The organism is Aeromonas sp. 600479, from assembly GCF_049175515.1.
Taxonomy (GTDB): Bacteria; Pseudomonadota; Gammaproteobacteria; order Enterobacterales; family Aeromonadaceae; genus Aeromonas; species Aeromonas veronii_A.
This window is the reverse complement of sequence record NZ_JAAKVF010000002.1, coordinates 280,649-299,233: the sequence shown is the minus strand read 5'-3', so window position 1 is coordinate 299,233 and position 18,585 is coordinate 280,649. Positions and strand designations below refer to the sequence as shown.

The window sequence follows — 18,585 nt, the reverse complement described above, 5'->3', positions numbered from 1 at the left end:
ATTTAACCATCTCAAACAGCAACAAAACACTGAGTGAACATTATTCACACAAATCACCAAATAACCCCAAGGCTACCGCCCCTGGGTTACAGCTCCCACCATGCTGCTTTTGACCTGATTGTGTTTGCTGTTGGTCATCATGTCCTCCAGCATTTTTCTGTATTGATTGTGTTTGGCAAAGACATACAAGGCTCAAGACCAAAAAGGTCAATGTCCGACGACTCACCACTTACCAGCCCGATAAGACGCAGATTCTATCTCGTTTCCTACAAACCTGCACCGCAAAAGTCGTTCGCCAACTACCATAGATAAGGATTCGATAAGGGGCGACGGAAGAGCGAATAACTCCTCATACACATCTGGGCGCAGCCAGATAATCAAGACCAAGTTACCGTTTTTACAACAAAAAAATAGAGCGACATTCCAAGTCGCTCTATTTATTACTCACTCATACCTGATTTATTTGTCTTATTGTGATCTGCCCCCAGAACTCAAGGGGTCACTTTGCTCAGTCACCTTTTGACTCAACTGCTGCAACCATACGCGCCTCTTTGCTCTGGTGGCTGGTGAAGTAGCGCATCACCAGCACGAAGAAGAGCGGAACGAAGAAGATGGCCAGCACGGTGGCACTGATCATTCCCCCCATTACGCCGGTACCGATGGCGTTACGGCTGCTGGCACCGGCACCGGAGCTGATCACCAGCGGCAACACCCCGAGGATAAAGGCGAGCGAAGTCATCAGGATCGGACGCAGGCGCAGGCGCGCCGCCTCCACTACGGCTTCACCCAGTCCCATCCCCTTGTCATAGAGCTCTTTGGCAAATTCCACGATCAGAATCGCGTTCTTGGCCGACAAGCCTATGGTGGTGAGCAGGCCTACCTGGAAGTAGACGTCGTTCTCCAGCCCACGCAGGGTTGCGGCCACAATGGCTCCCAGTACCCCGAGCGGCACCACTAGCATCACCGAGAACGGAATGCTCCAGCTCTCGTAGAGGGCCGCCAGACAGAGGAACACCACCAGCAAGGAGATGGCGTAGAGCGCTGGTGCCTGTGAACCGGCCTGACGCTCCTGGAAGGAGAGCCCGGTCCACTCGATGCCCACCCCTTCCGGCAGCTGTTTCACCATCTGTTCGATGGCAGCCATTGCATCACCGGTACTCTTGCCGGGCGCAGCTTCACCGACGATCTCCATCGCTGGCACACCGTTGTAACGCTCAAGACGCGGCGAACCGAAGCTCCACTCGGTGCTGGCAAAGGCGGAGAAGGGCACCATCTGACCGGCGCTGTTGCGCACATACCAGAGTTTCAGATCTTCCGGGTTCATCCGGAAGGGGGCATCCGCCTGCATGTAAACCTTCTTGACCCGGCCACGGTCAACGAAGTCATTGACGTAGGAAGAACCCCAGGCAGTAGCCAGGGTGTTGTTGATATCCGCGATGGATAGCCCCTGCGCCAGCGCCTTCTCATAGTCGATCTTGATATCGAGTTGCGGCGTATCTTCCATCCCGTTCGGGCGCACCCGCACCAGAGTGGGATCCTGCGCCGCCATACCGAGCAGCTGATTACGCGCAGCCATCAGCTTGTCGTGGCCGATACCGCCGCGATCCTGCAGGAAGAAGTCAAAACCGGTCGCCGTCCCCAATTCAGGAATTGATGGCAAGTTGAAGGCGAACACTTGCGCCTCCTTGATGCTGAACAGATAGCCCATGGCGCGACCGATAATGGCGTTGGCACTACGATCAGGACTCTTGCGTTCGCTCCAGTCCCTGAGTTTGATAAACGCCATACCGGTATTTTGACCGCTACCGGCAAAACTGAAGCCCGATACAGTCAATACGGCATCCACGTTATCCTTCTCGTTCTCCAGGAAGTAGTCACGCATCTGGGCCAGCACCACCTCGGTACGCTGCTTGGTAGCTCCGACCGGCAGTTGCACCATGGACATGATGACCCCCTGATCCTCTTCCGGCAGGAAGGAGGTGGGCATCCGCATAAAGAGCACTGCCAGCACCGCCAGCATGGCGCCGTAGATAATGCTGTAACGCACGCCCTGCTTGATCACCTTGCGCACACCGCGCTGATAGCGCTGGGTACCAGCATCAAAGGCGCGGTTGAACCAGCCAAAGAAGCCACGCTGGGCGCCAAACTCGCCGTGTTTCATCGGCTTGAGCAGAGTGGCACAGAGGGCCGGGGTCAGGATCAACGCCACCAGCACCGACAGCACCATTGCCGAGACGATGGTCAGCGAGAACTGGCGATAGATGGCACCAGTCGAGCCTCCGAAGAAGGCCATCGGCACGAACACGGCGGAGAGCACCAACGCGATCCCCACCAGCGCGCCGGTGATCTGGGTCATCGACTTGCGGGTCGCTTCCAGCGGGGAGAGATCCTCCTCGCTCATCAGCCGCTCCACGTTCTCAACTACCACGATGGCGTCATCCACCAGCAACCCGATGGCCAGCACCATACCAAACATGGTGAGGGTGTTGATGGAGAAGCCGAACGCCGCCATCACCCCGAAGGTACCGAGCAGTACCACAGGCACCGCAATGGTCGGGATCAGGGTGGCGCGGAAGTTCTGCAGGAACAGATACATGACGCAGAACACCAGGAAGATCGCCTCGATCAGGGTCTGCACCACCTCCTCGATGGAGATCTTCACAAACGGCGTGGTGTCGTAGGGGTAGACGATCTCCATGTTGGCCGGGAAGTAATCCGACAGCTCATTGAGCTTGGCACGTACCTTCTCGGCGGTATCCAGCGCGTTGGCGCCGGTAGCCAGCTTGATGGCGACCGCGGCGGTGGACTGACCGTTGTAGAGCGCATCTGCGTCATAGCTTTCGCCTGCTAGCTCGACCCGGGCCACGTCTTTGAGCCGTACCTTGGAGCCATCCTGATTCACCCGCAGCAGGATATCGTTGAACTGCTCCACGGTAGAGAGACGGGTCTGCCCCATGATGGTGGCGGTGAACTGCTGATCTTCCACCGACGGAGTACCACCCAGCTTGCCGAACGCTACCTGGGCGTTCTGCGCCTTGATGGCCGCCTGCACATCCCCCGGGGTCATCTGCACCCGGTTGAGCTTGTTGGGATCGAGCCAGACCCGCATGGAGTACTGGCTGCCGAACAAGGTGATATCCCCTACCCCGTCCAGACGACTCAGGGGCTCCTTGATGTTGGAGACCACATAGTCCGCCAGATCGTCGTTGTTCATCGAGCCATCGTTGGAGATGAACGCCGCGACCATCAGGAAGCTGCTGGAGGTCTTCTGTACCCGAACCCCTTGCTGCTGCACCTCTTGCGGCAGCAACGACATCGCTTGCTGCAGCTTGTTCTGCACCTGCACCTGGGCGATGTCGGGATCGGTCCCCGGCTGGAAGGTGAGGGTCACCGACACCCGTCCCGCAGAGTCAGACTGGGAAGACATGTAGAGCAGGTGATCCAGCCCGGTCATGTTCTGTTCGATGATCTGGGTGACCGAGTCTTCCACCGTTTTGGCAGAGGCCCCTGGATAGCTGGCGGAAATACCGACCGCGGGCGGCGCAATGCTCGGATACTGGGCGACCGGCAATTTGATGATGGCCAGGCTGCCCGCCAGCATGATCACCAGCGCGATCACCCAGGCAAAAATGGGTCTGTCTATAAAAAATCGAGCCATGAGGCGACTACTCCATCCTACTTGTTGGCCGGGGTGTTGGACGCAGCTTGAGCAGACTGTGCATCAGCACCCTGCTCGGCGGGATTGACCACGGCGCCCGGTCGCACTTTCTGCAAGCCAGCCACGATCACCCGCTCGCCGGAGGTGAGCCCTGACTCCACCACCCAGTTGCTGCCGACGACACGGCTCAGCTGCACGTTGCGCAGCTCCACCTTGTTGTCAGCGGTTACCACCATCACGGTGGCGCCGCCATTGGGGGTGCGAGTCACCGCAGTTTGCGGCACCAGCAGTCCTTGTGCCCGCTCTCCCTCTTGCAGGGTGGCGCGCATAAACATGCCGGGCAGCAGCAGCTGGTGAGGGTTGGGCACAATCACCCGCAGGGTCACCATGCCGGAGGTCTCATCCACGGTCACATCGGAGAACTGCAGCGAGCCCTCTTCGCCATAGGTGCTGCCATCTTCCAACTGGAAGGTCACCTTGGCTCCCTTCTGCTCGTCCTGGGTCAACTTGCCCTCGGCGACCAGTCGCTTGAGGCGCAGCAGATCGGCGGTGGATTGACGCACATCCACATACATGGGATCGAGCTGCTGGATGGCGGTCAGGCTGTCAGCCTGCTGGGCTGTCACCAGCGCCCCCTCGGTCACCGCGGATTTACCGATGCGGCCACTGATGGGGGCGGTGATGCGGGTGTAACCTAGATTGATCTCGGCAGTGCGCAGGGCCGCCTTGCTCGCCATGATCTCGGCCTTGGCCTGCTTCCAGCTGGCGTCGGCGTCGTCATAGTCCTGACGGCTAATGGATTTGACCTTTAGCAGCTCCTGATAGCGCTGTGCCTTGAGACGGGCACTCTGCTCGTTGGCCTCTGCCTTGGCCAGATTGGCCTTGGCGCTGGCAACCGCCGCCTGATAGACAGCCGGATCGATCTGATAGAGCAGGTCGCCCGCCTTCACATCGCTCCCCTCGGTAAAGAGGCGCTTGAGGATGATGCCGCTCACCTGCGGACGCACTTCGGCCACCCGCAACGGGGCGCTGCGGCCGGTCAACTCGGTGGTCAACATCAACGGGCCGCTCTGCAGGGTCACCACGTTGACCGCCGCGGGGGGCATGCCGCCCTGTCCCTGGGGGGCGCCCCCCTTGTCACCACAACCTGCCAGCAAGCCTGTAGCCAGCAAGGCAAGACCAACTGAACGAGCAAGAATATGTTTATGCATGAAACACCTGAGCCTTTGCCAGTCAATGAACAATCAGGGCCGCATGGGCCCTGTTGGTAAATAGTCGAAAGATGAGGCAATATACATACATTCATAAATGTATGTAAGTGACTTTTTGCTTGCATGAGGCACAAATTTCGATGGCCAGACGAACCAAAGAAGAGGCGCAGCAAACCCGCTGCCACATCATGAGCACGGCGCTGGATCTGTTCTGCTCTCAGGGCCTGGCCAAGACCAGCCTGACCGACATCGCCAGGGCGGCAGACCTGACCCGCGGGGCCATCTATTGGCACTTCAAGAACAAGGATGAACTCTTCATTTCGCTCTGGCAGGAGCTCTGCAGCCCCCTCGCCCACCAGCTCGATGCCTGCCTCAATCCAGATGAGCCGGATCCGCTCGGGCAATTGCGCCTCTTCTTCGAAGGGGTGCTCCACAGCTTCATTCACAATCCGGCCCAACGGCAGATGTTCACCATCCTGTTCAATCTCGAATCGCTGGAGGGGGAGGCCATCTCACTGCGCGAGCATATCCGCAGCCAGTCCGCCAACTTCTTCCGGGATCTGGAGACCACCCTGGCCAACGCGGTACGCCGGGGGCAGCTGCCTGCCAACCTCAACCTGCAGCGTGCAGCCACGCTGCTCCACTGTACCCTGGATGGCTACATCATAAACTGGCTCCACTTTCCGGAGCGGATCGACCTGCAGAGCGAATCAACCTTCCTGATAGAGAGCATGTTTACCATGCTGGCCCACCCCCACGGACCTGCCTGCGGCCGCTAACAGGCTCCGGCAACGTCCTCACATCCAAATCGGGGACTGACCGCGCGTTTTGGCAGTCAGGCCCCGATTTGTTACCCTGTGCGCCCCCTGCTTGAGGTAACCCCTGTGCCACACTCTGACGCCATCCCCGCTTCCCGGCCATTTAACGACCAGCACGCCCACGTTCGAGCTGCCTTTGTGGCGCACCTCAAACCCGGCGCTCACCTGCTCAATGGTCAGTGCGGTATGGGGGAGGATCTGTGCTGGCTGCGTGCAGAAGGGTATGTGGTCACCGCCTGTGAAGCGGTACTGGCTGACGCCAAAGTAGCCTCACAGCAATCCGGGCAAGCTGTGCGGGTCTGCCCGCTGGCGAAGATGCACTCGGTGCTCCCTTACGATGGCATCTGGCTGAGCCGCCCGCTTGATAGCCACGTGGCCGCCCTTGTTCCCCAGTTGCAACAGCTGGCGACCCTGCTCAAAGCGGGCGCTCCGATTTGCTTCCCCCTGCCGCCAAGCGGCAAAATAAGTCACGCTCAGCTACAGCAACTGGTCACCACATCCGGGATAGCGCTGCAACTGGCGCCGATGGAAACCGCCTCGACCAACACGCCATCATGCACAAGTCAACACGCCAACCAGTACGTCATGTTGCTGCGCGGCGATCATCAGGCCACCTAACGGGCTAATTCATCACGGATTTTCCCATTCAATGCCAAGCCGGCTGCTAGTCGGCGATCTTGGCTATCGACAATATTTAACTCGGCATTAACGCATAAAAGGCAGACATAACACGGCTTACGTGTTAAAAAGCTCGATTAATATCAAAATTTAATAACAAAACAGACAATACAACCAACTCCGGATTTCCTTATGAAACTTGTCCTGAAACTCATTGCTGGCATCCTTGCCGGTCTCTTGCTCGGTCTCTACGCCCCTGAGTGGGTGGCGCGCGTGCTGTTTACGGCCAAGACAGTGATAGGTCAGCTGATCACCTTCACGATTCCGCTCATCATTCTGTTCTTCATCATGAGCGGCATCGCCAGCCTGCCGAAAAACTCCGGCAAGCTGCTGGGCAAAACCGTGGCCCTCTCCTACTGCTCTACCATTCTGGCGGGGCTGTTCGCCTTTACCGTGGCGAGCCACCTGATCCCGCAGTTCACCACCGCCGCCGAGCCCACCACGGCCACAGCCATCAAGCTCGCCTCCTATGTCAATCTCGAGATCCCGCCGCTGTTTGGCGTGATGTCGGCACTGGCTGCCGCCTTCGTGTTCGGCATCGGCATCAGCGCCACCCAGGCCACCGATCTGCGCCGTGTCGCCGATCAGGGCCGTGACATCATCGACCGCCTGCTGGCCAAGGTGATCATCCCGCTGCTGCCGTTCTATATCGCGGGTGTCTTTGTCGAGATGACGGTAGAAGGCACCGTATTCGCCACCCTGAAAACCTTCGGCGTGGTGCTGGTGATGGCGATCCTGATGCACTGGATCTGGCTCTCCGTACTGTTTATCGGCACAGGTCTGGCTCTTGGCCGCTCACCGGCCCAGCTCATCAAGAACATGCTGCCCGCCTACTTCACCGCACTGGGGACCATGTCGAGCGCCGCCACCATTCCGGTCGCCCTGCAATCGAGCAAGAACAACGGGGTGAGCGACAGCATCGCCAACTTCACCGTACCGCTGTGCGCCACCATTCACCTGTGTGGCTCCACCATTACCCTAGTGACCTGCGCCACCGCGGTGATGTTCCTCTCCGAGCATCTGGCCATTCCGGGCATCGAGACCATGCTCCCCTTCATCATGATGCTGGGGGTGATCATGATCGCCGCCCCGGGCGCACCGGGTGGTGGCGTGATGTCGGCGCTGGGCCTGCTCACCTCCATGCTCGGTTTCGGTGAAGCCTCCATCGCCCTGATGATCGCCCTCTACCTGGCCCAGGACAGCTTCGGCACCGCCTGCAACGTCACCGGTGACGGCGTGATTGCCCTGTGGGCGGATCGCTTCGCCAACGGTAGCGAGAGCGCAGCCCCCGTGGCCGAGGCCGAACAGGCGTAAGCTCGCCGGATAGCCCGACCATCCTCTGCAAAACCGCAGGCCCGAACCATGTTCGGGCCTGATTCGTTTCAGCCACCTTCCCTGCTTTTGTTAGTATTCCTCCTCCCCCTCTTTACCCCCCTCTGCCGTAAACAGCACTGGCGCTACCCTCTGCATCAGACAAAATTATTGGCATATGCCACATATGAGCGTATAAATGGCTTATGCCAATTAGGAGCCACCATGCCAAGACCCAAGATTGCCCGCCAGATCTGTGGCCGCCCCGCCAACAGCTGCTTCAAACCCAACGGCCGCCCCATGCATCAGCTGGAACAGGTCACGCTGGCCCCTGACGAGTTCGAGGCACTGCGCCTCGTCGACCTTCAAGGAATGCAGCAGCAGGAGGCCGCCCTGGTGATGGGGGTCTCCCGCCAGACCCTGGCCAATATCCTGAAAAAAGGGCGCTACAAGGTGGTGGAGTGTCTGAGTCTGGGCAAGGCATTGATGATGCAACCCGCCGAGCCCGACCACCCAACCAGTGGAGAAGAGCCGACATGAATGCTGTCACAACCATGACCACCACCCTCTGCAACAGCGCCCTGATGCTGAGTCAGGGGTTGCTGGCTGGCCACTTTACCCGTGCCGAGCAGCTGCAAATTCTTAACCCCGAAGGGAACGTTATCGCCACCCTGGCTAACCCGGCCGCCGCCGAAGGCTGCCACGGCAAGCAAGCGCTGCTCGACGCCCTCGCCCATCATCAGGTGGGTCAGGTGGTGGTGCGCAATATCGGCGAGCGGATGCTGAGTCGCCTGCTGGCGGCCAATATCCGGGTACTGCAGTGCCGCTCTGCCCGCCTGCCGCTGCCAGCGCTGCTGGCCCCCGCCAATCTGCAACCTCTCACCGAGGCCAGTCAGGGCCGCCCATCTCGTCGTCATCAGAGCAAGGCGACTATCCGTGCCATCCAGCCCGTCGGCGCAGGCCACAGCCATGCGAATTGTCACGGTGGTTGCAACAGTGGCTCCAATCACTGTTGCGCCAGTAGTGGCAATCAGGCAGAGAGCTCACGACAAGGCCATACTTGTTGCCACGGCAGTGAAGGAGCCAACCAGCAGGGCGGTTGCTGCCATCATCACTGATGTCATCACAGTGCATGTCATCACCATCAAGGAGAAGAGATCATGTCCATCTGGTTGTTGAGCATGCTTGCCTCGTTCGTACTGATCCTGGCCATGGGCACCATCATCTGGTGGCGCCAATATCAGCTTGCCCAGAAGCGGGAAGATAAAGAGGTGCGCCCCTGTGGCTGCTCCAGCGCCTGCGCGGATCACCTCTATCAAATCAGCGAGCCGACGCCCAAAAAGTAACCTGAGCGCAAACGCCATAGCCGCAGATAGAAGGTCGGCAAAAATTAAGGGCGCGTGGAATCGAGAGGCGCATAAAAGAGAGGGGGCACCTGCTGGTGCCCCCTCTCTTGTTACGCTTTTCATTCATGCTTGTTCCGCCACTTTGCCCTTACGCTCATCACACACGCTCAACCCGGCTCTGCGCCGCTGGCCGGCACACTCGCAGAGCAGGCTGGATCCTGATACTGCTGATAGATGGCATAAAACTCGGCCTTGTTGCGCAGGGCCGCGGCGACACAAGCGGGATCGAACTGGCTGCCGGCATGCTCCTCCAGATAGGCAAAGGCCGTCTCGAACGGCCAGGGCTGCTTGTAGGGGCGCTCGCTGGTCAGGGCATCAAACACATCGGCCACCGCCACGATGCGCGCCGCCAGCGGGATCGCCTCCCCCGCCAGCCCCAGCGGATAGCCGGTGCCGTCAAAGCGTTCGTGATGGCTGGCGATGATATTGGTCAGCATATCGGTGTGATGAATGCCATCGAGACCAAACTCGTTGATCATCAGGCTGATCATCTCCCGTCCCTTGCCGGGGTGGATCTTCATGATCTCGAACTCTTCCGGGGTCAGCTTGCCCGGCTTGAGCAAAATGGCATCCGGCACCGCGATCTTGCCGATGTCGTGCAGCTCGGAGAAGAGGTAGACAAACTCCACCTCCTCGTCGCTCAGCCCGCAAGTCGGGGCCAGCGTCTTGGCGATCAGTCGGGAGTAGGCCGACATCCGATGCAGATGGTTGGCGGTCTCCTCATCCCGATAGTGACTGAACTCCCGTGCCGTGGTCAGCGCGCCGCCGAGGGTCTGAATAGAGAAGAACTCCACCGCAATGATGGCGGACAACATCTGGGCATAGGCCGACAGCTCGCTTTGGATCGACTCATCGAAGTATCCCGGCTCCATGGCATCGCAAAACAGAAAACCAAACAGCTTGCTGTTGAACAACAGCGGCTCGGTATAGCTGGAGGCATAGCCCGCCTCCAGCAGCTTGCGGCTGTGTTCCGACGCGGAACCACGCAGGGCATCGAGATTGCCAAGCACCCGGGGGTGCTTGTGCTCCGCCAGATAGCGCAAGGAGGGAACATCGCTCAGCTTCACCTCATACTGCACCAGCGGCGAGGGCCCCTCGGTGCTGTGGGCGAAGGTCTTGAGCTGATCGGTATGGGGATCGTAAATCGCAATGGCCACCCGACTCAGCTTGTCAAAACGCTCGCGTAGCGTAGCGTGCAGATTCTGCATTCTTTCGCCAAATGAACTTTCCATTGCCTTCTCCACCGGATCACCATGATGGGAGTATAGGGGCACCCGTGACAGGGTTCCCAGCCACAGACCGCGAAATTGACTAATAAGTCAGCAATGCATATTGCCAGCCACAAACCTGTGCAGCAGGGACTGCGCGCCAGTCAGGGCTCCACCATCAGCCGCTATTCGCACGGCCCAATCCTGCCCACTCGGAGATATTGTTAGGTTCTGCCATGCTGGCTGTATAGTTTTTGGTTAACCATTCCGGTAAAATCCGCGCCCTTAAAGAAGAGCCACCTAAGAGTGATTGAGCGATGTCCAACACAAAACAGGCCCCCAAAGTAGGATTCGTCTCCTTGGGTTGCCCCAAAAACCTGGTCGATTCAGAACGCATCCTGACCCAGCTGCGTACCGAAGGGTACGATGTGGTGCCCAGCTATGACGATGCCGAGCTGGTCGTCGTCAACACCTGCGGCTTTATCGACAGCGCGGTGCAAGAGTCGCTGGAAGCGATCGGCGAAGCGCTGGCCGAGAACGGCAAGGTGATCGTCACCGGCTGCCTTGGCGCCAAAGAGAATCAGATCCGCGAGATCCACCCCAAGGTGCTCGAGATCACCGGCCCCCACGCCTATGAAGAGGTGCTGGGTCACGTCCACAAATATGTGGAGAAGCCGCAGCACAACCCCTTCACCAGTCTGGTTCCGGCCCACGGCGTCAAGCTGACCCCGCGCCACTACGCCTATCTGAAGATTTCCGAAGGCTGCAACCACCGCTGCACCTTCTGCATCATCCCCTCCATGCGCGGGGATTTGGTGAGCCGCCCCATCGGCGACGTGCTGGCCGAAGCCAAGCGTCTGAAAGAGGCCGGCGTGAAGGAGCTGCTGGTGATCTCCCAGGACACCTCCGCCTACGGCGTCGATGTGAAGCACCGCACCGGTTTCTACGACGGCATGCCGGTCAAGACCAGCATGGTCGCCCTGTGCGAAGAGCTGGCCAAGCTCGATATCTGGGTGCGACTGCACTACGTCTACCCCTACCCGCACGTGGATGACGTCATCCCGCTGATGCGTGATGGCAAGATCCTGCCCTACCTCGACATCCCGCTGCAGCACGCCAGCCCGCGCATCCTCAAACTGATGAAGCGCCCGGGTTCGGTCGAGCGCACCCTGGAGCGGATCCAGAAGTGGCGCGAAATCTGCCCGCAGATCACCCTGCGCTCCACCTTTATCGTTGGCTTCCCGGGCGAGACCGAGGAAGATTTCCAGATGCTGCTGGACTTTATCGACAAGGCGGAGCTGGATCGGGTCGGCTGCTTCAAATACAGCCCGGTCGAAGGGGCGCTGGCCAACGAGCTGCCGGACCCGGTGCCGGAAGAGATTCAGGAAGAGCGCTTCCAGCGCTTTATGGAGCTGCAACAGCAGGTCTCCATCCGCAAGCTGGCCCGCAAAGTGGGCCAGGAGATGACCGTTATCATCGACGAAGTGGACGAAGAGGGTGCCACTGGCCGCTCCTTCGCCGATGCGCCGGAGATCGACGGTCTGGTCTACCTCAACGGCGAAACCGGCCTCAAGCCGGGCGACATGGTCAAGGTGCGGATCGACGAATCCGACGAATATGATCTGTGGGCCAGCCTGATTGGCTAATCGTTGCTGACCACCGCTCAATGAAAAAGCGCCTTCGGGCGCTTTTTTATGCTTCCAAATTGTACTTCTACACCTGTAAGCCCCACTTTGCGGTACAAAACTGGCATATCCGTATGCAAGGGTGTGTAATAGTCGTTTGTGTTTGGCGACGACTCGAAACCCCATGCAACTCAAACCCCTTCTCAAGGGGCGCTTTCAGCCCCACTGGCAGGCCAGCCACGATCTCATTGAACAGGTGGTCATCTCCTGCATCACGGAGCGGCGCCTGATCCCCGAGGGGGAGCCCCTGATGCGTCAGGGGGAGCTATTGCGGGATCTGGTGCTGGTGCCCAGTGGCCGCATCGCCATGGGCCACACCGCCATGAATGGCCGCCGCTTTCAGCTCGGCACCCTTGAGTGCGACAACCAGCTGTTTGGCGAGATGGAGTTCTTCACCGGCTACCGCTGCCAGCTCGACATCATCGCCGAGGAGCCGCTGGAAGTGGCCCGCATCGACGGCGAGCAGCTGGAGCAGGCGCTGGTCGCCCACCCCAAGGTGGCGCTCTTCTTTGCCACCGCCATTGCCATCGACTATCAGGACACGGTAGATATCTTCACCTGCCGCATGCTCTACCCCATCAGCTACAACATCGCCCTCGACCTCTATCACAGCCACTGCCACGACAACCCGGTGAGCGGCTTTCGCAAGGGGTATCAGGAGGCGGAACGCTTCGGCACGACCGACCGGGTCTACCGGCGAGCGGTGAAGGAGCTGATGGATAAAGGATTGGTGGAGCGCGGTGAGGAGGGGTTGCAGATCCGCGATCTGGCAGGGCTCAAGGCCTTTCTGGAGCAGCCATAAGTCGCAGGCATCAGTTGCCGCCTGAACAGCAACAAGTGGAACAGCAACAAAAAAGAGGGGCGGTCGATACCGCCCCTCTTGCTGTTTACTCCCCCGCTCAGGCCAGACAAGGCTGAGGGCGTGCCATACGCAGCGACGCCACCAGCATGGCGAGGATCACGCCGTAGATAAGCGGGATGGCGTACATCACCGCCTGCAAGCCGATCACCTGCTCGAACAGGGCGCTGATGGCCGGGCTGAACATGGCCCCCGCGCTGCCGCTGATGAGGATGTAGGAGACGTTCTTGCTCGATGCCTGCCGCACAAACGACACCCCGTAGGCGATAAAGGCGTTGTAGAGCGCGGCGCAAACAAAGCCGTAACCGTAGGTGAGGTATGGCAACTGGCTCAGGTTGTCGGTGGTGACGATCAGTGCCGTCATCCCCATCGCCAGCGTGATGATCACCAACAGGAAGGTGCGGATCGCAACGCGGGTCACGATGGCGGTCGAGACCAGCGCGCCGAGCAGGGCCGCCGTCCAGTACTGGGTGATGATGTTGCCCGCCTCCTCGAAGGGGATACCGAACTTGTTCTTCACGAACATGGGCGCCCAGGTGAGGAAGGTGTAGAGCGCCAGCATGCCGAGAAAGAGCCCCAGCCCGCCGCTGATGATGCCGAGGTTCCACTCCGAGTGCTCGTTGCCGGCGCTCTCGCCGCCCGCCTCGCAGCTGCGGAAGTTGGTCAGCACCGCCACCAGCATGGTCACCAGCGCCACCACACCCACCGCCAGATAGCTCCAGCTCCACGCCATGGCGTGAGTCAGGGTGTAGGTAGTGATAAGCGGGAAGACCACCCCGGCCACGTTGAAGGTGGCATCCTGCACCACCAGCATGGTGCTCTGCATCCGCGCCTGCCAGACGCTCACCACCAGGGTCCCAGCAATGCAGAGCCCCACCCCGCCGCACAGGCCAATCACCGTCATGGCCGCCATCACCACATAGAGCGAGCCGGTCAGATGGAGCGAGGCCGCCGCCAGCGCGATCAAGCCGTAGCAGATCAGCGTCATCCGCTTGAGCCCCACCTTCTCGATGAGGAAGAAGGCGGCAATGGTGCCCGCCAGCGCCCCGCCGTTGAGCAGGGAGAAGATGGAGGCCACCTGATTGACGTCGGCGCCGAACTTGGCGGCGATGGGGTCGATCAGCATGCCGAACTGGGTCGCAAAACCGGCCATCACGAAGTTGGCCAGGAAGCTGATGGCAGTGAGGGAGAGCTTATTGTTCATATTGGATCTCTCTTGGGGTCAGGGTGCGTGCAGGGTTGAGCGGGCTGAGGCGCTTACAGCGCGGTGTGCAGCGCCAGCTCGATCATCTGGTTGAAGGAGAGCTGCCGCTCTTCGGCCGTGGTCTCTTCACCGGTCAGGCAGTGGTCGGAGACCGTCAGGATGGCGAGCGCCTCGATCCCCTGCTGATGGGCCAGCCCGTAGAGACCGGCCACCTCCATGTCAATGCCGAGCACGCCGAACTTTTCCAGCGCAGGAATGAGGTTTTCGTCCGGATCGTAATAGAGATCGCCGGTGAAGATATTGCCCACCTTGACCGGAATCGCCTTCTCCTGCGCCTTGGTAAACGCCTTGTGCAGCAGGGCGAAGTCGGCCGAGGTGGCCATCTGGTAACCGGCGCTGCGCTTGGCGTTGGTCGGGGAGTCGGTGCCCGCCGCCTGCGCCAGAATGACGTCACGCATCTGCACGTGGCGCTGGGTCGCCCCCAGACTGCCGATGCGGATGATCCGCTTGACCCCGAAGTCGTTCACCAGCTCGTGGGCGTAGAGCACCATGGAGGGGATCCCCATGCCGTGGCCCATCACCGAGATGCGCTGGCCGTTGTAGTAGCCGGTGTAGCCCAGCATATTGCGCACATTGGTCACCTCGCGCGCATCGGTCAGAAAGGTCTCGGCGATATAGCGGGCCCGCAGCGGGTCCCCCGGCATGATGACGGTCTCGGCGAAATCGCCCGGGTTGGCATTGATATGAGCGGTCATTATTGTTGTGCTCCAGTTTGACTCGTGTGGATGAGGGCATCCTAGCCCCCGCCCCCTCGCCCCTTGCAGGACAAAAGTCCTGTTGTCCCGATCGAGATCCCAGTTCCGGTAACTTGTTGTCTGCTACATCGCATACCGCATGCTTTTCGACGTTGCTTGCCAAGGCTTGCCCATCACAGCCACCCGCCATTCCCGACCTACCGGTGTAAAAAAGCGGGAGGGCAACGCCCCTCCCGCTCGATAGACCCTGCGAATGACGATACAGGCCGACGGCATTGTTCACTCTGCCGGTTGACACGCAATGCCAGCCATGGGCTGGCTAGCTCAAATCATGCAGTGCCTTGCCAAGGGGCTGCGTGAGGCGCAGATCCGAAAAACGCACCGCCAACCCCTGTCGCTCGGGGGTGCAGCACATCACTCCGATAAAGCAGCGCTCGCCTGGCGGGAACGGAGCGAGCCGCAGCAGTGGCCACACCTCGCCATCGGTGGAGTATTGCAGACGCAGACAATCGGCCAGCCGGGTCAGGCGCAGCCAGAAACGGCGCGGATTGCCGCTGAAAATACCGGTGGCCCAGTCAGATCGCAGATTGGTGAGCACGCTGCCGATCATCGGCTGGGCATCGTTGTACTCTATCCCCGCTTTGAGCCAGTGCGCCTCGTCTTGCAGCAACATCAGCCCTGCCTGATCGTAGAGGGTGGTGAACTCCCCTTCGACACAGACCTGAAAGGTAAATTCCCCCTCGACCTCACAGCCATAGAGATGCCCACTGTGGCGCTCGAAACCATACCAGGTGCTGCGCCAAAAATCGGTCTGTTTGTCCGTTACCACCAGCAAGCCGTCGCTTGTTTTGTGCCATTCGGCCGGTTCATTGAGCCAGCACCATTCAAGCCCTTCCCTCATCCTCTTTTGCTCCTGTTCTCGCCATGTTTCCCGTTGTCACCGGCCCATAACACTCGGGCGCGCTCATATTATCGCTGGCCATTCGGCCACGAGCCCCAGCTGCGAGCGGCCAACCAAAGGGACTCCATTGTGTCGCCATCATGACTGGCGAGCAAGCCGTTGGGGCCAACCTTGCAACCGATAGGCGATCGGGCAAGTAAAAGGGGGCCCCTATTGCACGACGATAAGACATCTCGATATGGGCTCGAGTCGACTAACAGGTGGTCGATAGAGGGGACGCTTCAAGCCCGCCAACATCAGATGGCATATCAGGCATCACACGAAACGAAAAAGCCCAAGCAATTTAATTGCTTGGGCTTGGTATGTGGCGGAGAGACAGGGATTCGAACCCTGGGTGGCATTGCTGCCACAATTGATTTCGAGTCAATCCCGTTCGGCCACTCCGGCATCTCTCCGTGGGGAGAGAGTTTTACCCAAGCAGGGCCGAGGATGCAACATAAATTTCTTATATATCAAATGGCTGAATCAGCTATCTGAGAGCAGGCTCACAATGCTTCACGCACGGCCTGCGTTGCGAGGCCACTCTTGTATGGCTCTGTATCCACCCGCTCGCACACCCGGCCATTATCCACGTCGTGATATTCCCCCATTGCCATGAGGCGCCTCTTTTTCCTGCTTGGCACTCAAATTTATGGGTGATGCCGATTTTGGCTGGTTTCCTATGTATCCCCAAATCATTGCGGGTGCGCGGCAAGCTGGTAATCATGGGCTGATTGAGGAACAATCGCGCCATCCTGGCGGCTGTGTTGATGATGTTCCGCCCCGATTGAACTGATGGATCTCCTTATGCGATTGCCGAAACTCATACCCCTCTCCATAACGCCCGCCCTTTCCCTGCTGCTGGCAGCGATCCTGCTCTGCGCCACGCCGGCAGAGGCCAAACGCTACCCGCTGCCACCTGCCGGGAGTCGCCTAATCGGTGAGCTGGAGGATTACATCATCCAGCAGAATGAACATCTGGAGCTGGTTGGCAAAAATACACAAATTGGATTTTTGGCGCTGCTTGAAGCAAATCCGGGTGTAGACCCCTATTTACCCAAGCCGGGCACCCGCTTGACGCTGCCCACCCAGATGCTGCTGCCTGATGTGCCTCGCGAGGGGATCGTCATCAATCTGCCCGAACTGCGCCTCTACTACTTCCCCAAAGGGAAGAACGAGGTCATCGTGCTGCCCATCGGGATTGGCGATATCGGCCGCGAAACACCCGAGATGACCACCACCGTCATCGAGAAGAATCCCAACCCGACCTGGGTTCCCGGCCCCATGGTGCGCAAATCCTGGCTGGAGCAAAAAGGGATCACCCTGCCCGCCGTGGTGCCCCCCGGCCCGGAGAATCCCCTCGGCAAGTTCGCCATGCGCCTTGGCTATGGCAAGCGCGACTACCTGATCCACGGCACCAACAAGGATTTTGGCGTTGGCCTGCGGGTAAGTGCAGGCTGCATCCGGCTGCGACCTGACGATATTGAGGCCCTGTTCAAGATTGTGCCGATCGGCACGCCGGTGCGGGTCATCAATCAACCGGTCAAGGTCGCCATCGAACCGGATGGTAGGCGCTGGCTGGAGGTGCACTCCCCGCTCTCCCGCACCGAAGAGGAGCTTGAAAATGGCGCCCCGCTGGTGCTATCTCCGGCCATAGAGAGCTTTATCAGTGCACCTGACGTGATGCAGGATGAGGTGACGGCGGCGCTGGAGAGCAAAAATGGCCTGCCCCGCCCCATCAGCAGCCAACTTGTCAGTGGTTAAGTCACCAGCGCCCGAGTCGCACCGGAGTCACCTTACCTCATGAAATTCCTGCCCCTCCTGCTCCTGTTGGTCTGTCACTCCTTGTGGGCCAAGGACATTCTCTGGATGAACAATGGCGATCGTCTGACCGGCAACATCGAGGAGGTGACCGAACAGTCGGTGCGCATCGCCCTTCCCTACAGCGGCGCAGTCACCGTCCAGCGAGAGGCCATCAAACGCTGGCGTATCGATAAAGAGGACAAACCCAAGGCGACGGCAAAGGGTGGGCTCAAGCTGTTCGAGGATGACCAGGATGAACGCAACGCCTGGCTCTGGACCGGCAGCGGCGATCTCAATGTCAAACTCAAACAGAATGACAAGCAGACCAACAACGTCAACCTCAAGTGGAAAAGCGAGCTGGCCAATCTGGACTGGCGTTACAGCTTCTCCGGTGAATACACCTATGAGACCGCTGACAACGTCACCGACAGCCATGATTATCAGCTCAACCCTACGCTGGACTACTTCTTCAACCAGCAGTGGTTCTTGCGTACCTCACTCGATGCCGAATATGACATGCTGGATAAAGATCGCTATCTCTACATGGACTATGGCTCGGGGCCTGGCTATCGCTTTTGGAACGACAAGCGCCGCCGACTGGAGCTGATGGCCCAAGGGGGGCTAAGTCGGCTCTACTTCCGTGAAGATAGCAAGATCACCGGCGTTTTTCTGGGTGAACGGGTCATAGACTACCCCTTCGCTGGCCTGAACTGGGATTATCGCCAACCTTTCTCCCTCTGGCAGGAGAAAATGGAACTGTTCAGCCAGGGGCGCTATCTGAAATATCTGGCACAACCCTCCCCCTATGTCACCCGTAATCAGGACCTGAAAGGCAGCATAGGGTTGCGCTACTACTTCAATGACCATCTGCGTCTCTCCTGGTCGAGTGAGCTGAATTGGGAAGATGCTGACATCCTTGTCGACACAGGCAGCCCGGAACCCCGCGAGAGCGAATTAAGACACCTGCTCAGCCTTGGCGTCAGTTTCTAGCCCCGGATCCCCAACACGCAAAGAGGAGCCAATTCGGCTCCTCTTTGCTTTAGGCAGAC

Annotated in this window: 16 protein-coding genes and 1 tRNA gene; 10 read left to right on the top strand and 7 right to left on the bottom strand. The window is 59.3% G+C overall.

Translation table 11 applies throughout. The features are described from left to right. Positions 1 to 508: 508 nt before the first annotated feature. Entirely contained in the window at positions 509 to 3,658 is a 3,150-nt protein-coding gene (locus tag G5149_RS04105; protein ID WP_421211690.1) for an efflux RND transporter permease subunit, read from the bottom strand. Positions 3,659 to 3,675: 17 nt separating this feature from the next. Next, a complete protein-coding gene (locus G5149_RS04100) occupies positions 3,676 to 4,869 on the bottom strand; it encodes an efflux RND transporter periplasmic adaptor subunit (protein ID WP_216979174.1) in 1,194 nt (397 codons plus the stop codon). Between the two features lie 140 nt (positions 4,870 to 5,009). Between G5149_RS04100 and G5149_RS04095 the strand changes: the two genes are divergently transcribed. The 6 genes from G5149_RS04095 (at position 5,010) to G5149_RS04070 (ending at position 9,022) form a co-directional block, all read left to right on the top strand. Then, on the top strand, positions 5,010 to 5,648 hold the full coding sequence (locus G5149_RS04095; RefSeq protein ID WP_421211688.1) for a TetR family transcriptional regulator: 639 nt from the start codon (positions 5,010 to 5,012) through the stop codon (positions 5,646 to 5,648). A gap of 105 nt (positions 5,649 to 5,753) precedes the next feature. Then, positions 5,754 to 6,305: a hypothetical protein gene (locus G5149_RS04090; protein WP_421211686.1), complete on the top strand. Its 552-nt coding sequence runs from the start codon at positions 5,754 to 5,756 to the stop codon at positions 6,303 to 6,305. 192 nt (positions 6,306 to 6,497) lie between these two features. Beyond that, complete coding sequence (locus tag G5149_RS04085) at positions 6,498 to 7,679, top strand: dicarboxylate/amino acid:cation symporter (RefSeq protein ID WP_216951700.1); 1,182 nt, start codon at positions 6,498 to 6,500, stop codon at positions 7,677 to 7,679. A gap of 222 nt (positions 7,680 to 7,901) precedes the next feature. Next, on the top strand, positions 7,902 to 8,216 hold the full coding sequence (locus G5149_RS04080) for a DUF134 domain-containing protein (RefSeq protein ID WP_005338107.1): 315 nt from the start codon (positions 7,902 to 7,904) through the stop codon (positions 8,214 to 8,216). Further along, the gene (locus G5149_RS04075) at positions 8,213 to 8,794 is read left to right on the top strand and encodes a NifB/NifX family molybdenum-iron cluster-binding protein (protein ID WP_421211684.1); all 582 of its coding nucleotides are present in this window, start codon (positions 8,213 to 8,215) and stop codon (positions 8,792 to 8,794) included. The genes G5149_RS04080 and G5149_RS04075 overlap by 4 nt, the downstream gene beginning before the upstream one ends. A gap of 42 nt (positions 8,795 to 8,836) precedes the next feature. After that, on the top strand, positions 8,837 to 9,022 hold the full coding sequence (locus G5149_RS04070; RefSeq protein ID WP_337072709.1) for a hypothetical protein: 186 nt from the start codon (positions 8,837 to 8,839) through the stop codon (positions 9,020 to 9,022). A 167-nt stretch (positions 9,023 to 9,189) separates the two neighbouring features. On the opposite strand, the gene G5149_RS04065 is transcribed toward G5149_RS04070, so the two are convergent. Then, positions 9,190 to 10,314 (bottom strand): HD-GYP domain-containing protein, encoded by a 1,125-nt coding sequence (locus tag G5149_RS04065; protein WP_421211682.1) that lies wholly within the window; start codon positions 10,312 to 10,314, stop codon positions 9,190 to 9,192. A 293-nt stretch (positions 10,315 to 10,607) separates the two neighbouring features. Here G5149_RS04065 and rimO point away from each other — a divergent pair, with 293 nt between their 5' ends. Both rimO and G5149_RS04055 read left to right on the top strand, forming a co-directional pair. Next, positions 10,608 to 11,936, top strand: coding sequence for a 30S ribosomal protein S12 methylthiotransferase RimO (rimO, locus tag G5149_RS04060; protein WP_104015314.1), 1,329 nt, complete (start codon positions 10,608 to 10,610; stop codon positions 11,934 to 11,936). Between the two features lie 163 nt (positions 11,937 to 12,099). Next, entirely contained in the window at positions 12,100 to 12,777 is a 678-nt protein-coding gene (locus G5149_RS04055; RefSeq protein ID WP_323066288.1) for a Crp/Fnr family transcriptional regulator, read from the top strand. A gap of 97 nt (positions 12,778 to 12,874) precedes the next feature. Here the strand turns inward: G5149_RS04055 and tsgA are convergent, their stop codons facing one another. The 4 genes from tsgA to G5149_RS04035 form a co-directional block, all read right to left on the bottom strand. After that, on the bottom strand, positions 12,875 to 14,038 hold the full coding sequence (gene tsgA, locus G5149_RS04050; protein ID WP_421211679.1) for an MFS transporter TsgA: 1,164 nt from the start codon (positions 14,036 to 14,038) through the stop codon (positions 12,875 to 12,877). Positions 14,039 to 14,091: 53 nt separating this feature from the next. Beyond that, positions 14,092 to 14,793, bottom strand: a complete 702-nt coding sequence (deoD, locus tag G5149_RS04045; protein WP_005303072.1) for a purine-nucleoside phosphorylase — start codon at positions 14,791 to 14,793, stop codon at positions 14,092 to 14,094. Positions 14,794 to 15,112: 319 nt separating this feature from the next. Continuing rightward, on the bottom strand, positions 15,113 to 15,694 hold the full coding sequence (locus G5149_RS04040) for a DUF1349 domain-containing protein (protein WP_421172007.1): 582 nt from the start codon (positions 15,692 to 15,694) through the stop codon (positions 15,113 to 15,115). 365 nt (positions 15,695 to 16,059) lie between these two features. Then, positions 16,060 to 16,149, bottom strand: a tRNA-Ser gene (locus G5149_RS04035). A 391-nt stretch (positions 16,150 to 16,540) separates the two neighbouring features. Here G5149_RS04035 and G5149_RS04030 point away from each other — a divergent pair. Both G5149_RS04030 and G5149_RS04025 read left to right on the top strand, forming a co-directional pair. Continuing rightward, positions 16,541 to 17,497 (top strand): L,D-transpeptidase family protein, encoded by a 957-nt coding sequence (locus G5149_RS04030; RefSeq protein ID WP_216979181.1) that lies wholly within the window; start codon positions 16,541 to 16,543, stop codon positions 17,495 to 17,497. A gap of 39 nt (positions 17,498 to 17,536) precedes the next feature. Further along, complete coding sequence (locus tag G5149_RS04025; RefSeq protein WP_323913161.1) at positions 17,537 to 18,526, top strand: DUF481 domain-containing protein; 990 nt, start codon at positions 17,537 to 17,539, stop codon at positions 18,524 to 18,526. The last annotated feature ends 59 nt before the right edge of the window (positions 18,527 to 18,585 follow it).

Bases quoted from the DNA above. Each gene is read 5' to 3' on its own strand.
- G5149_RS04025 (WP_323913161.1), top strand. From the start codon at position 17,537: ATGAAATTCCTGCCCCTCCTGCTCCTGTTGGTCTGTCACTCCTTGTGG.
- G5149_RS04065 (WP_421211682.1), bottom strand. From the start codon at position 10,314: ATGGAAAGTTCATTTGGCGAAAGAATGCAGAATCTGCACGCTACGCTA.
- G5149_RS04080 (WP_005338107.1), top strand. From the start codon at position 7,902: ATGCCAAGACCCAAGATTGCCCGCCAGATCTGTGGCCGCCCCGCCAAC.
- G5149_RS04075 (WP_421211684.1), top strand. From the start codon at position 8,213: ATGAATGCTGTCACAACCATGACCACCACCCTCTGCAACAGCGCCCTG.
- G5149_RS04095 (WP_421211688.1), top strand. From the start codon at position 5,010: ATGGCCAGACGAACCAAAGAAGAGGCGCAGCAAACCCGCTGCCACATC.
- G5149_RS04105 (WP_421211690.1), bottom strand. From the start codon at position 3,658: ATGGCTCGATTTTTTATAGACAGACCCATTTTTGCCTGGGTGATCGCG.
- G5149_RS04040 (WP_421172007.1), bottom strand. From the start codon at position 15,694: ATGAGGGAAGGGCTTGAATGGTGCTGGCTCAATGAACCGGCCGAATGG.
- G5149_RS04085 (WP_216951700.1), top strand. From the start codon at position 6,498: ATGAAACTTGTCCTGAAACTCATTGCTGGCATCCTTGCCGGTCTCTTG.
- tsgA (WP_421211679.1), bottom strand. From the start codon at position 14,038: ATGAACAATAAGCTCTCCCTCACTGCCATCAGCTTCCTGGCCAACTTC.
- G5149_RS04030 (WP_216979181.1), top strand. From the start codon at position 16,541: ATGCGATTGCCGAAACTCATACCCCTCTCCATAACGCCCGCCCTTTCC.
- G5149_RS04055 (WP_323066288.1), top strand. From the start codon at position 12,100: ATGCAACTCAAACCCCTTCTCAAGGGGCGCTTTCAGCCCCACTGGCAG.
- G5149_RS04100 (WP_216979174.1), bottom strand. From the start codon at position 4,869: ATGCATAAACATATTCTTGCTCGTTCAGTTGGTCTTGCCTTGCTGGCT.
- G5149_RS04070 (WP_337072709.1), top strand. From the start codon at position 8,837: ATGTCCATCTGGTTGTTGAGCATGCTTGCCTCGTTCGTACTGATCCTG.
- rimO (WP_104015314.1), top strand. From the start codon at position 10,608: ATGTCCAACACAAAACAGGCCCCCAAAGTAGGATTCGTCTCCTTGGGT.
- deoD (WP_005303072.1), bottom strand. From the start codon at position 14,793: ATGACCGCTCATATCAATGCCAACCCGGGCGATTTCGCCGAGACCGTC.